14 protein-coding genes are annotated in these 12,976 nt (G+C 72.3%); 10 read left to right on the forward strand and 4 right to left on the reverse strand.

Annotated elements, in window-relative coordinates; all coding sequences use genetic code 11:
* Positions 1–8: 8 nt before the first annotated feature.
* A complete protein-coding gene (locus ACIPYQ_RS03690) occupies positions 9–626 on the reverse strand; it encodes a TetR/AcrR family transcriptional regulator (RefSeq protein WP_401245751.1) in 618 nt (205 codons plus the stop codon).
* Between the two features lie 334 nt (positions 627–960).
* Between ACIPYQ_RS03690 and ACIPYQ_RS03695 the strand changes: the two genes are divergently transcribed.
* From ACIPYQ_RS03695 to ACIPYQ_RS03740, 10 genes are all read left to right on the forward strand, one after another.
* Positions 961–1,659 (forward strand): AfsA-related hotdog domain-containing protein, encoded by a 699-nt coding sequence (locus tag ACIPYQ_RS03695; RefSeq protein ID WP_361769603.1) that lies wholly within the window; start codon positions 961–963, stop codon positions 1,657–1,659.
* Between the two features lie 129 nt (positions 1,660–1,788).
* A complete protein-coding gene (locus tag ACIPYQ_RS03700; protein ID WP_361769605.1) occupies positions 1,789–2,406 on the forward strand; it encodes a hypothetical protein in 618 nt (205 codons plus the stop codon).
* Positions 2,407–2,457: 51 nt separating this feature from the next.
* The gene (locus ACIPYQ_RS03705) at positions 2,458–3,309 is read left to right on the forward strand and encodes a hypothetical protein (protein ID WP_361769607.1); all 852 of its coding nucleotides are present in this window, start codon (positions 2,458–2,460) and stop codon (positions 3,307–3,309) included.
* Between the two features lie 17 nt (positions 3,310–3,326).
* Positions 3,327–3,545, forward strand: a complete 219-nt coding sequence (locus ACIPYQ_RS03710; RefSeq protein ID WP_401245754.1) for a 4-oxalocrotonate tautomerase family protein — start codon at positions 3,327–3,329, stop codon at positions 3,543–3,545.
* A gap of 70 nt (positions 3,546–3,615) precedes the next feature.
* Entirely contained in the window at positions 3,616–4,422 is an 807-nt protein-coding gene (locus ACIPYQ_RS03715; RefSeq protein WP_401245756.1) for a carboxymuconolactone decarboxylase family protein, read from the forward strand.
* Positions 4,423–4,510: 88 nt separating this feature from the next.
* Positions 4,511–5,215: an HAD family hydrolase gene (locus tag ACIPYQ_RS03720; RefSeq protein WP_401245758.1), complete on the forward strand. Its 705-nt coding sequence runs from the start codon at positions 4,511–4,513 to the stop codon at positions 5,213–5,215.
* Between the two features lie 2 nt (positions 5,216–5,217).
* Complete coding sequence (locus tag ACIPYQ_RS03725; RefSeq protein ID WP_401245760.1) at positions 5,218–6,291, forward strand: 3-oxoacyl-ACP synthase III family protein; 1,074 nt, start codon at positions 5,218–5,220, stop codon at positions 6,289–6,291.
* Complete coding sequence (locus tag ACIPYQ_RS03730; protein ID WP_361769617.1) at positions 6,288–6,536, forward strand: hypothetical protein; 249 nt, start codon at positions 6,288–6,290, stop codon at positions 6,534–6,536. Before ACIPYQ_RS03725 ends, ACIPYQ_RS03730 begins: the two co-directional genes overlap by 4 nt.
* Entirely contained in the window at positions 6,533–7,774 is a 1,242-nt protein-coding gene (locus tag ACIPYQ_RS03735; protein ID WP_401245762.1) for an MFS transporter, read from the forward strand. The genes ACIPYQ_RS03730 and ACIPYQ_RS03735 overlap by 4 nt, the downstream gene beginning before the upstream one ends.
* A 130-nt stretch (positions 7,775–7,904) precedes the next feature.
* Entirely contained in the window at positions 7,905–8,900 is a 996-nt protein-coding gene (locus ACIPYQ_RS03740) for an aldo/keto reductase (protein ID WP_401245764.1), read from the forward strand.
* A 169-nt stretch (positions 8,901–9,069) separates the two neighbouring features.
* On the opposite strand, the gene ACIPYQ_RS03745 is transcribed toward ACIPYQ_RS03740, so the two are convergent.
* The 3 genes from ACIPYQ_RS03745 to ACIPYQ_RS03755 all read right to left on the reverse strand — a co-directional run bounded on the left by ACIPYQ_RS03745 (position 9,070) and on the right by ACIPYQ_RS03755 (position 12,908).
* Positions 9,070–10,242, reverse strand: a complete 1,173-nt coding sequence (locus tag ACIPYQ_RS03745) for a histidine kinase (RefSeq protein ID WP_361770945.1) — start codon at positions 10,240–10,242, stop codon at positions 9,070–9,072.
* Positions 10,243–10,314: 72 nt separating this feature from the next.
* Entirely contained in the window at positions 10,315–11,016 is a 702-nt protein-coding gene (locus ACIPYQ_RS03750; protein ID WP_401245766.1) for a hypothetical protein, read from the reverse strand.
* Entirely contained in the window at positions 11,013–12,908 is a 1,896-nt protein-coding gene (locus tag ACIPYQ_RS03755) for a phosphatidylglycerol lysyltransferase domain-containing protein (protein WP_401245768.1), read from the reverse strand. Before ACIPYQ_RS03755 ends, ACIPYQ_RS03750 begins: the two co-directional genes overlap by 4 nt.
* Positions 12,909–12,976: the final 68 nt, after the last annotated feature.

The following is a 12,976-nucleotide window of genomic DNA, read 5'->3' on the forward strand; positions in this document are numbered from 1 at the left end:
GCCGGACGTCACGGTGAAGCAACGGGGTCCGGTGCGGGCGCGCGGCTGTTGATGACCGCGCACGCGTACGACGTGAGGCTGGCGCGCAAGTGGTCCCAGCCTTCTTCGTCGTCGGGCGCGAGGCCTGCCATCAGCCGGCGCTGCTGCTCCACCACGAAGGGCCAGGAGGCGATCCCGATCAGGGTCATCAGCAGATGACCGACCTCTTGGGGCGAGGTGAGGGACAGTGCCTTGCCGAGGGTCTCGTTCTTGCTCAGGTAGTACGCCTGGCGCTCCTCCTCGCCGGGAATCGCGGCGTCCCCGTAGTGCAGGCCCTCCCAGGCCAGGAGCCGCACGAGACTGGTGTCACGGCGGTGGTAGTCGAAGATCCGGCCGACGTAGTGCTCGAGGTCCTCCCGCGTCGTCGGCACCGGCACCTGCTCGCCCAGTTCCCGGTACGCGTGCGCCAGGACGGTGGAGAACAACTGCTCCTTGCTGCCGAAGTAGGAGTACAGGCGCTGCTTGTTCGCCGCGGCCTGCTCGGCGATGCGGTCCACCCTGGCGCCTGCGATGCCGAACTTGGCGAACTCCGCACGGGCCGCGTCCAGGAGACGGGTCGGCGTGTCTCGGGTTGCGTCCTTGGTCATGAACTCAGCTTAGCGGCCAACCAACTGGATGGTTAAAAAACCATCTAGTTGGTTGCACCCTTTCGCATGATCGCTTAGTGTCGGTGACATCAGCCCGGCAGGCACCTCGACAGAGCCGCCGGGCCCTGGTACAGCCCGGCACACAGCCTGGGCCGGGGCCGCGCGGCGCTCGGAACGCCACGGTCTTCGCGCTTCGCACACTCATCACTCTGGTCGCCCGCCGTGGCAGTTCCATGCCGCAGGGCTCCACTACCGAGGAGTTCCAATCAATCAGTCGATCCAGAGCATCGTCCTGGTCGGGGACCGGTTCAGAGGGTTCGCCGTCCAGGAGAACGTGTTCACCGTCTCGCAGTTAGTCGACGACATCCGGCGCGGCGTCTACGCCAAGGACGGCGTTCCGGTCCTCGTCGAAAGCGCCCAGGGCGTGTCCGAGGCCGATGTGTTCGTCATCGTCGAGGAACTGCGCCATCGCGGCCTGGACCGCATGCACATCCGGCTTCAGCCCTCCACCCTCAGCGGAGCCGGCGAGGTCCACAAGCACCAGGTCGCCAACGCCCTGATCGCGGATCTGCACCAGGTGGACGACTCGCTCTTCGGCGCCGGACTGCGGCTGCACAACGACAACGAGCTCCTGCTCGACCACCAGACCGGCCAGCATGTGCAGGGCATGGTCGCCATCGAGGCGTCCCGGCAGATGTTCCTCGCCGTGACCGAGCGGTTCTTCGCCGCCCAGTGGCCGCAGCGCAAGTACTACTTCGTCATCGAGCACATGAACACCGCCTTCGAGAACTTCCTGTTCCCGCTGTGTTCGACCATCGAGTACCGGATCACCGAGTCCCGGACTCAGGACCCGTCCCGGCTCTCCTTCAGCGCCGAGGTCGGCATCCACCAGGCCGGCCGCCGCGCCGCCTTCACCCAGCTGGCCTTCACCGCCTTCGACACCGACGTGATCGAGGCCAAGGAGGACCGGCGCGCCCGCCGGGCCGTCGAGCACACGCTCCGGGCCCCGGCCGACGCCCTTTCCGGCGTCTGACAGACCCCGGCCCCAGGCCGATTCCCCGGCCGCCGCCGCACCCCGGCCCCAGGCCGTTCTCTCCGACCGCCGCCGCATTCCGGCCGTCGGCCGATTCTCCCTTTCACAGATCCCCCGAGGAGCACAGTCATGTCCGCATCACTCATCACCGCCGTGGAACTGTCGGTCAAGCCCGACCAGGTCGATGCCGCCGCCACCGCATGGAAGGCCCACCACGCCGCGTCGGCGTTCGAAGGCCGTGCGCTGTTCCGCAGCCTGGAGGGTTCCACCCTCCTGGAGCTGGCCCCGCTCGCCGGCTGGGAGCAGCTCGGCGCCCTGCGCGCCGACTGGGACCAGCTGTGGGAGACGCTGGCCCCGGCGGCCGAGGGCGACTTCCGCCGTCAGGTGCTGGGCTTCGTCGACGCGCCCAAGCCGGTCGACACCCCGCTGCCGCAGACGGCCTACGTGCAGATGCGCCACATCGAGGTGCCGCCGCGGGTGTACAGCGCGTACCGCGCCTGGCGCGAGGAGACCATCTACGACGTGGTGCGCGGCGCCGACGAGGTCGAGGCCTTCGAGGCGTACCACTCGGTGCTGAGCACCGAACCCGGTGTCATGTTCGTCTCCGGGTTCAACTGCGACCCGGCCGAGTACAACGCGGTGTTCACCTCCCCGCGTTACCAGGAGATCGTCCGCCAGGCCGGTGACCGCTTCATCGCGGGCGGCGAGCGCGGTCTCTACACCACGATCTACGCCCGCGTGGCGTAGGCGCCGCACGCCGACCCGTCGCAGGACCAGAAACCAGATGAGGAGAAGCGGATGGGACCGTCGCGCACCTACCAGCTGAGTCTCACCACCCAGGGGCCGGCCTACCCGCCCAGCGAAGTGATGGACGCGAACGGCGACTTCGTCGTGATCGGTCGCATCAACCGTGACGACGGGGCGGGCGGCGTCTCGAACGGCTGGGGGTGCGCGATCGTCGCCGCCGACAGCCCGCTGCCGGAGTTCGGCCGGAACGAGCCGTACCGCATCATTCGTGAACTGCCGGACCACCCCGGCCAGTTCAGCCCCGCCGACAACGCGATCGTGCTCCACACGCTGCCGCTGCCGCTGCCGTGCAGCAACTACCCGATGGTGTTCGCCCCCGAGCAGTTCCCGGACGCGTCCGAGGTCGTCCGCCCCAGCTACCCGTTCCACCAGGTCGCCGTGCCGGACCTGCGGGCGCAGGACGGGCCGAAGGTGACCGAACCGGTGACGCTCGGCACCTGGGGCCGGGCGCGCGGCGAGCTCGAGGTACGGCTGAGCGACGACAGGAAATCCGGGGAGTTCGGCTTCGAGTTCTCCGGGATGCTGCCGAACAGCCTGTACACGGTCATGTCGCTGCGCGAGCACGACCTGGACCCGGCCGGGCCGACCCGGCCCGGACCGCTCGGGGTGCCCAACGCCTTCGTCACCGACCAGGACGGCAGGGGCCGCTACCGGGCGGTGCTCCCCGACCCCTTCCCGGCGCCCGGCACCGGCGGCAATCGCATCGTGAACGTCGTCGTGCTGTGGATGAGCTACCAGCAGAACTACGGCGGAGCGATCGGCCAGTTCGGTCTGGGCGGGGACATCCACGCGCAACTGAAGCTGCAGGGACCGAGCTTCGGCGAATTCATCACCACCGGCTGACGAGAGGAACCACCACCATGCCGATCATTTCCGTGACGACCTGGCCCAGCGAGGACGACGACAAGTGCCGCGAGCTCGTGGAAGAGCTGACGGAGACCGTGCACCGGGTCACCGGAGCGCCGCGCGACCGGATCACCGTCTACGTCCAGGAGGTGCCGCGAAACCGCTGGTCCGAAGGCGGCGCGCTGGGGTCCGACCCGGATTTCGCACTGCTCAGCCGGGCCGGCGGCGCCTGACACCGCCCGCTCCCGGCACCGGGCACGACGCCCGGCACCGCACCGCACCGCACCAGGAAGGAAGCCCGGCATGAGCACCCCCCGCCCCCGCCCCGGCACCGAGCACGACAACGAGGACGACCGCATGGAGCGCGGGCTGCGGACGCTGCGCCGGATCGAGGCCACCGAGCGGCCCGGCATCCTCGACGGTTTCCAGGACGTGGCCCCCGGCTTCGGTGAGCTGGTCGTCGGCTTCGCCTTCGGCGACATCTGTTCCCGCCCGGGCCTGGAGCTGCCCACCCGCCAGCTCGTCACCGTCGCGGCACTCACCGCGCTGGGCAACGCCGCCCCGCAGCTGGAGTTCCACGTACGGGGCGCACGCAACGTCGGGTGCGACCGCCGCGAGATCGTCGAAACGGTCCTGTGGCTGAGCGGCTACGCCGGTTTCCCCGCGACGCTGGAGGCGCTGCGCGTCGTCCGGTCCGTCTTCGCCGCCGAGGGCGCGGGCGTGCCGTCCGCCGAACGGTCCGAGCGCGGGCCGCGAACGCCGCGGGCCCCGGGCGGCGACGGCGGGGTCTGCGAGCAGGTGCTGGCCTCCGTGCGCGCCCTCGACCCGGACCTCGCGGACGATCTCGTCGAGAGTGCCTTCGGCCACCTCGACCCCGTCACCTCGCGCGGCGGTCTCGACCCGCTCACCCGCGCCATCCTCTCCGTGGCCGCCTGCACCGCCCTGGGCACGCTCCGGCCGCAGCTCACGGCACAGGTGCACGCGGTTCTCGACGCCGGCGGCACACCGCAGGACGCCGTCGAGACGATCCTGCAGATGGCCGTGTACGCCGGTGTCCCGGCGGCCGTGAACGGCCTCAACGTGGCGCGCGGCGTCTTCCGCACGCGATGACCGACGCCGTCACCACGCCCGCCACCGTGCCCGCCACCGTCGCGCGGCGGCCCGGAGCCCGATCCCGCACCAGAAGGAGGGACCCGTCATGACCTCTCGTTCCTACCTTGTCTTCGCCGACGTGGACGAGACCCTGATCCACTGCAAGAGCATGTTCGACTTCCTGCGGTACCACCTGACCGGCCGGCACGGTGCCGCCGGGACGGCCGAGTACGACCGGCTCCTCGCCGGCTTCCGGCGGGCCGCCGACGCCGGCACGCCGCGCGAGCAGATCAACCGCGCCTACTACGCCGCCTACAAGGGCGAATCCGTCGCCACCGTCGCCGCCTGGGGCGAGCGCTGGTTCGCGGACCGCGCCGCGGACGGTCTGTTCATCGACACGACCCGGGACGCGCTGCGCGCCCACCGCGAGGCCGGCGCCGAAATCGTCCTGGTCTCGGGTTCGTTCCCCGCCTGCCTGGACCCCGTCGCGCGGTCCGTCGGCGCCGGGCACCTGCTGTGCAGCCGCCCTCTCGTCGAGGCGGCCGGCCCGGCCGGCCCGGGTGGTGACGGTACCTACACGGGGCTGATCGAGACCCCGATGATCGGTGCGCAGAAGGCGGTCGCGGTCCGTCGGTTCCTCGCCGCCCGACCGGAGATCGACCCGCGGGACTGCTACGCGTACGGCGATCACCCATCCGACCTGCCGATGCTCGAATGCGTCGGCCACCCGGTCGCGGTCGGCGACGACCCCGTGCTGCGAGCCCTGCTCGACGCCCGGCCCTCCGCCACTCCTCTGGAGCACCAGCTGTGACCGTGTACTCACCAGCAACGTCAACCATCGGCATCGTCGGATCCGGCTCGTACCTCCCGAGCGACATCGTGCCCAACTCCGAGGTCGCCGAGCGGGCCGGGGTCACCTCCGACTGGATCGTCCGCAAGACCGGCATTCGCGAGCGCCGCCGCGCCGCGCCGCACGAAGCGACCTCCGACCTGGCCACCGCCGCCGCGCGGGCCGCGATGGACGACGCCGGGATCTGCGAAAGCGACATCGCCTGGGTGATCGTGGCGACCTCCACCCCCGACTACCCGCAGCCGGCCACCGCCTGTCTGGTGCAGGACCGGATCGGCGCGACGCAGGCCGCCGCCTTCGACATCAACGCCGTCTGCGCCGGCTTCGTCTTCGCCCTGCAGACCGGTGCGCAGCTGCTGGCCGGGATCAGCGAGCACAGCGAGGCCAAGTACGCACTGGTCGTGGGCGCGGACGTCTACTCGCGGATCCTGGACCACAGCGACCGCAAGACCGCGGTGCTGTTCGGGGACGGTGCGGGAGCCGTCGTACTCGGCCCGGCCCGGCCGGGATTCGGCATCGTCGGTACCGGTACCAGCACCGACGGCAGCCTCCACGCGCTGATCGGAGTCCAGGCGGGCGGCAGCCGCCACCCCGCCTCGGCCGGCACCCTCGCCAACGGCCAGCACTTCTTCAAGATGCAGGGGCGCGAGGTCCGCGACTTCGTCAACGAGCGCCTGCCGTCCGCCGTCCAGGGGGTGCTCGCCGCGCACGACGTGGATCCGGCCGCGGTCAGGCACTTCGTTCCGCACCAGGCCAACGGTGTGATGGTCGGCGAGGTCATCCCCAGCCTCGGGCTGCCCAACGCCCAGGCCCACCTGCCGGTCGACCTGCACGGCAACACCGGCGCCGCCTCGATACCGCTCGCGCTCGACCAGGCCAACCGGTCCGGCGCGCTGCTGGACGGCGATCTGGTGCTGCTGGCCGGCTTCGGCGGTGGCATGGGGGTCGGCACGGCCCTGATCCGCTGGGACGCCGAGTCCCCCAAACACCTGCCACGCGAGCGCGCGGCGCAGCTCGTCGGGGGCGTCGCCCGGTGAACGGATTCCCCATCAGCCCCGCCCACGCCTTCCGCTCCGCCCCCGTGTCCGACGCTCTGTGCGTCGTGCCCGGATGCGCGATCGCCCACTGGTCGATGGGACCCGACGTCCTGGACGCCGGCCCGTGCCCGCACGGCTGGAGCCCCCGCGCCCGGCCCGACGGCGACACCTCCGCCCTCGTCCTCACCCGAACCGGCCCCGACGGCCCCATCGACGCTTCACCCCAGGGAGACCGACAGCCATGACACAGACCTCAACCGCTCCCGCCCAGGACGGGCAGCGCACCGTCGCACCCGATCCCGGCACCTCACCGCTGCGCGCCTGGCTGGCCGTGATCGCCCTCGGGCTGGGCACGTTCTCCTTCGTCACCACCGAGACGCTTCCCATCGGGCTGCTGCCGTCCATCGGCGCGGGCCTGGACGTCTCCGTGGGCACCGCCGGCTTCCTCGTCACCGGCTTCGCCGCCGTCGCCGCGATCACCGCGGCGCCGCTGACCACCCTGTGCGGGCGCATCGACCGCAAGTGGCTGCTCGCCGGACTCCTGGTGCTGTACGTCGCGGGCAACCTGCTGGCCGTGATCGCCACCTCCTACGGCGTGCTCCTGGGCGCCCGGGTGCTGGTGGCGCTCGCCCACGGCGTCTTCTGGTCGATCGCCGCGGCCATCGCGGTCCGTCTGGTCCCCGAGCGGCACGCCGTGCGGGCCACCGCCCTCGTCCTCGGCGGGATCTCGCTGGCCTCGGTGCTCGGCGTCCCGCTGGGCACCATGATCGGCCAGCGGTCCGGCTGGCACACCGCGTTCGCCGCCGTCGCCGCGATCGGCTTCGTCGTACTGGTCGCCGTGCTGTTCCTGCTGCCCAGCCTGCCCGCCCAGGGCATCGGGAGCCTGGCCGCCCTGCCGCGCGTCCTGCGCAACAGCCGGCTGCGCGCCGCCGTCGGGGTCACCGCGCTGGTGATGATCGGCCATTTCCTCGCCTTCACCTACATCGCCCCGTACCTGGAGCAGGTCACCGGCATCAGCGAAGGCATGGTCGGTGTGCTGCTGCTGGTCTTCGGAGCCGCCGGATTCGCCGGCAACTTCGTCGCGGGCGCCGTCGTCGGCCGCTCGGTGCACGGCACCCTGGTGGGCGCGCTCGTCCTGATGGCCGGCTCGCTCGCCCTGCTGTGGGCCTTCGGCGACTCGCGGCCCGCGGCGATCACCCTGCTCGTCCTGTGGGGCCTGGCCTTCGCGGCCCTGCCCGTGGGCCTGCAGACCTGGGTGCTGCAGCTCGCCAAGGAGGAGTCCGACGCCGCCTCGTCGCTGTACGTGGCCGCCTTCAACGGCGCCATCGCCGTAGGGTCCCTGGCCGGCGGCCTCCTTGTGGACTCCGCCGCCGGACCGCGCGCCGTGACCGCCGTCGCCGCCGTGCTGACCGCCTGCGCCCTGCTCACCCTGCTGCTCTCCGCCCGCAGCGCGCGCACCCACAACCCCGCACCGAACGCCTGACCGCACCCTCGCGACCACCGCGACGCACGCCGGCCGGCCCACGGCCTCCGACCGATTCACGAACCCCCGACCCACAACCCGACCCACGACCCGGCCGGAACGCGCGGCCGGAACGAAGGAGTGGCACCCCATGCACCAGCGCACCCTCGGCACCTCAGGACTCCAGGTCTCGGCGATCGGCCTCGGCTGCATGGGCATGTCGGCCTTCTACGGCACGAGCGACGACACCGAGTCGGTCGCCACGATCCGGCGGGCCCTCGACATCGGGGTGACGTTCTTCGACACCGCCGACGTCTACGCGGCCGGCCGGAACGAGGAACTGCTCGGCCGGGCCCTCAAGGGCCGCCGCGACGAGGCGGTGGTGGCGACCAAGTTCGGCATCCGCGGCATCGGGCCCGGTGGCACGGCCGGCGGCGCCGTCATCGACTCCAGTCCCGCCTACGCCCGCCAGGCCTGCGACGCGTCGCTGGCCCGGCTGGGCGTGGACACCATCGACCTCTACTACCTGCACCGCCGCAACCCCGACACCCCGATCGAGGAGACCGTCGGGGCCATGGCCGAACTCGTCACGGCCGGAAAGGTCCGGCATCTGGGGCTGTCGGAGGTCAATGCGGACACCCTGCGCCGTGCCCACGCCGTCCACCCCATCACCGCCCTGCAGACGGAGTACTCGCTGTGGGAGCGCGATGTGGAGACCGACATCGCACCCACGGCACGGGAGCTGGGCATCGGACTCGTGCCCTACTCACCGGTCGGCCGGGGTCTGCTCACCGGAGCCCTCACCTCGCTCGACCAGCTGGACGCGGACGACTACCGCCGCACCGACCCGCGCTTCCAGGGCGAGAACCTCACGCGCAACCTCGCCCTGGTCGAACGGGTCCGGGCCCTGGCCGACCGGATCGGCTGCACCCCGGTGCAGCTCGCCCTGGCCTGGCTGCTGGCCCGTGGCCCGGAGGTCGCCCCGATTCCCGGCACCCGGCGCATCACCCGCCTGGAGGAGAACGCCGGAGCGGCCGACCTGACGCTCACCGCCGCACAGCTGGACGAGCTGGAGCGCTCCGTCCCGGCGACCGCGGTCGCCGGGGAGCGCTACGCCCCGGCGGCGCTGCGCCTGCTCAACACCTGAGGGCGGAGCCGGGTTTCTCCCCCAGCTACCGCTGGGAGGTGCCCCCAGGGGCTCCGCCCCAGACCCTCCCCCAGACTCCGTCCGGGGGGACCCCCACGCCTCAAACGCCGGCGGGGCTGAGGTTGCCCGGGCGGATGTCGAGCGCCGGCGGGGCTGAAATGGGCCGCGGCTATGACACCGGCAGGATCGCGTGGACGCGGTAGCCGCCGCCGAAGCGGGGGCCCGCGAAGCAGGAGCCGCCCAGGGCGCCGGTGCGCTCGCGCATGCCGAGGTGGCCGTGGCCTCCGCCCGGCTCCGCGCCGGCCGCGGCCGGCTCCGCGCCCCCGTCGTCCAGCACGGTCACCTCCACCGAGGGCCCGACCCGGACCACGCTGACCTCGGCCTTGGCCCCGGGGCCCGCGTGCTTGCGCACGTTGGTCAGCGCCTCCTGGATCACCCGGTACGCCGCCAGGTCCACCGCCGCCGGCAGCGGTCCCGCCTCGGGTTCCAGCTGGACGATCACCTTCACCGGCAGCCCGGCGTGCCGGAAGGTGTCCACCAGTTCCTCCAGGACGCCCAGCCCGGGCGCGGGCTCCGTCGGCGCCTCCGGGTCACCGGACTGCCGCAGCAGCCCCACCGTCGCCCGCAGCTCGTTGAGCGCCGACCGGCTGGCGTCCCGTACGTGGGCCAGCGCCTCCTTGGCCTGGTCCGGCCGCTTGTCCATGACGTGCGCGGCCACCCCCGCCTGCACGTTGACCAGGGCGATGTGGTGGGCGACCACGTCGTGGAGGTCCCGGGCGATCCGCAGCCGCTCCTCGGCGACCCGCCGCCTGGCCTCCTCGTCGCGGGTCCGCTCGGCCCGCTCGGCCCGCTCCCGGATGGCGTCGACGAAGGCCCGCCGGCTGCGCACGGCGTCGCCGGCGGCCGCGGCCATGCCCGTCCAGGCGAAGATCCCGATGTTCTCCTGCGCGTACCAGGGCAGCGGTCCGGCGAGCATCGCCACGCCCGTCAGCCCGGCCATGGTCAGCAGCCCGATCCGCCAGGTCGTGGGCCGGTCGGTGCGGGCGGCCACCGTGTACAGCGCGATCACCGCGCACATGGCGACGGGCGCCCGGGGCTCCCCGGTGGTCAGCTCCAGCAGCGAGAGCCCGCAGGTCACGGCGAGCACGGCACGGGGCTGCCGGCGCCGGAACACCAGGGCGGCCGCGCCGAACAGCATCAGCAGCAGCGAGAACGGATCCGGGGTGCGCGTCCCGAAGGTGGGCCCGTGCGGCCCGTGCGGATCGGCGAAGGAGCCGACGACCATGGCCGTGAACGCCCCGAACGCCAGCACGGCGTCGGTGGCGAGCGGATGGGCCCGCATCCACTGCCGGGTGGGGGCGAACCGCCCGCGGTCTGTCGTCACCCCGATACGGTACGGCCTGCTCCGCGGCGGTCAGGGCGGAGGTGGCTGCCCGAGGGCCGCGCGGGGGCGCACCGGGTGCCACTGGGCCCGCAGCACGCACACCGCCATGACCGCGGCGATCGCCGCCAGGTGCTCCTTGCCCGCCAGGTTGTCCTTGACGAGCACCTCGCCGATCATCGCCAGGATCACGAGGGCGCCGGTCAGGTACGCCCGGTAGCGCCAGCAGACGTAGATGGCGAGCCCCACCACCGCGGCCGAGGGCCCGGTGTCGTTGACGATCCGGTCGGACACCGGCAGGCCGAAGGGATGGTCGTGGCCCAGCGCGAGCCCGATCCGCGCGTACGTGGTCCCGGCGAGGGTGGCGACGTAGCCGATCAGCAGCGTGCGCCACCAGCCGATGCAGATCTCCGAGATCCCGAAGACGAGCAGGATCTGCGCGAGCGCCCCCCACACCGGCAGGTCCAGGGCCGGGACGAACAGCGACAGGGGGGTCCGCAGCAGGGCCAGCCAGAGCGGGTCGACGGCCTTGACCGACCCGAGGTTCTGGACCGGCTGGAAGCCCCAGGAGGTGTTCTGCACGATCTGGAAGACCGAGGTCAGGCAGACCGCGCCGATGGTCAGGGGGATCGCCCGCCACTTGTCGCGGACGAGCGCGGTCCGGACGGTCCGGAACAGGGGCCCCCACTCACGGTGGGCGAACCGCCGGAGTGGGGAGGCGTTCCACGCTGTCAACGGCGGGTCTCCAGGTGTCTGCGGTGCAGCCACTTCGGAAGGCCGGGGGCCTCCAGGAAGCCTTCGGCCCGGCCGGCCGCGACACCGATCCGCAGCAGGTCCGAACTCTTCTCGAAGAGCATGAACCGCGGTTCCCAGATCGGCCGGTATTTGGCGTTGGCCCGGTAGAGGGACTCGATCTGCCACCAGCGGGAGAAGAAGCTGAGCAGCGAGCGCCACATCCGCAGCACCGGACCCGCCCCGAGCCGGGACCCGCGCTCGAAGACGGACCGGAACATCGCGAAGTTCAGCGAGACCTGGGTGACCCCGATCTCCTTGGAGCGTTCGAGGAGTTCGATGACCATGAACTCCATCAGGCCGTTCTCGGAGTCCCGGTCGCGGCGCATCAGGTCCAGGGACAGGCCCTTGGGGCCCCACGGCACGAAGGACAGCACGGCCCGCAGGTCGCCGTTGCCGTCGGTGCACTCCAGCATCACGCACTGGCCGTCGGCGGGATCACCCAGCCGGCCCAGCGCCATGGAGAAGCCGCGCTCGGTCGCGCCGTCGCGCCAGTCGTCGGCGCGGCGCACCAGCTCGGCCATCTCCGCGGCCGGGATGTCGGCGTGGCGGCGGATGCGGACCGTGTACCCGGCCCGCTTGACGCGGTTGAACGCCTGCCGGACGGTCCGCATGGCGCGGCCCTCCAGGGTGAACTCGGCGGTCTCGACGATCGCCTCGTCACCGAGCTCCAGCGCGTCCAGGCCGTGCCGGGCGTAGATCTGCCCGGCCTCCTCGCTCGCGCCCATCACGGCCGGTACCCAGCCGTGCTCGCGGGCCTCGGCCAGCCACGGGTCGATGGCGCCCGGCCAGGCCTCCGGGTCGCCGATCGGGTCGCCGGAGGCCAGCGAGACCCCGCCGACGACGCGGTAGGTGACGGCGGCCTTGCCGGTGGGGGACCAGATGACGGACTTCTCGCGGCGCAGCGCGAAGTAGCCGAGCGAGTCGCGGTCGCCCTGCCGGGCCAGCAGGGCCCGCAGCCGCTCCTCGTCCTCCTCGCTGATCGGGTCGACGGCGCGGCGCGAGCGGAACGCGGCGAAGAGCACGGCGAGCAGCAGCAGCATCGACATGACGTTGATGACGACGTCCACCCAGCCCGGCGTGGTGATCGCCTCGTAGGCCCGGTCGTCCGGGGCGAGCGTGATCAGCCGCATCACGCCGTACTTCCAGCGCGCCAGGAACGTGGCCTCGGCGCTGTGCGGGGCGGTGTTCGAGGCGCCGACGAGCAGGGCCGCGACCAGCGAGGTGACGAGCAGGCCGACGGCGGCGACCGCGGTGGCGAGCGCCGGGTTGGAGCGGTCGCCCTTGGCGTAGAACTCGCGCCGGCCCAGCAGCAGGGCGCCGGCGAAGGCGGCGGTCAGGGCCAGGGAGACCCAGTTCTGCGGATGCTCGCGGATCTCCTCGTACGCGTAGAGCGCGTAGGCGAGCAGCAGCGCCAGGAGGCCGCTGAGGACGAGGTTGAGGATCCAGGAGGCGCGCTTGCGGCGGCCGAGGGTGACGGCGAGCAGCAGCGTGAACAGCCCGGAGGCGAAGCCCGCCGTGAGCATGTACGGGGTGTAGAAGTCCTCGACGTTGTGGCGCCGCAGGTCCTGCCCGAGCGAAACCCACACCGCACTGAGGAAGTTGACGAAGGTGACGGCGCGCAGGTACCAGACCGCGAACGCGGCGCCGCGCCGTGAGCGTGGGGTCCCCCGGCCCGATTCCCGTCCGGCCTCCCGGTCCCGTCCGGACTCCCGGCCGCCCCCCGCCGCCTTGCCGGCGGGATCGCCGCCGGTCTCTTTCCTGCCGGATGACGGACCGGTCGCCGGTGAGGCGGTGCGGTCGGTCTCTGCGCTGGTCAAACGGACCTCTCCCATAAAAAGCGATCATATGGGGCGCCGCTGTCCGTGGTTGGGCGGTCGGGGACCACGGCCTGGTCAGGACC

It is taken from the genome of Streptomyces sp. NPDC090045 (assembly GCF_044747975.1).
Lineage (GTDB): Bacteria > Actinomycetota > Actinomycetes > Streptomycetales > Streptomycetaceae > Streptomyces.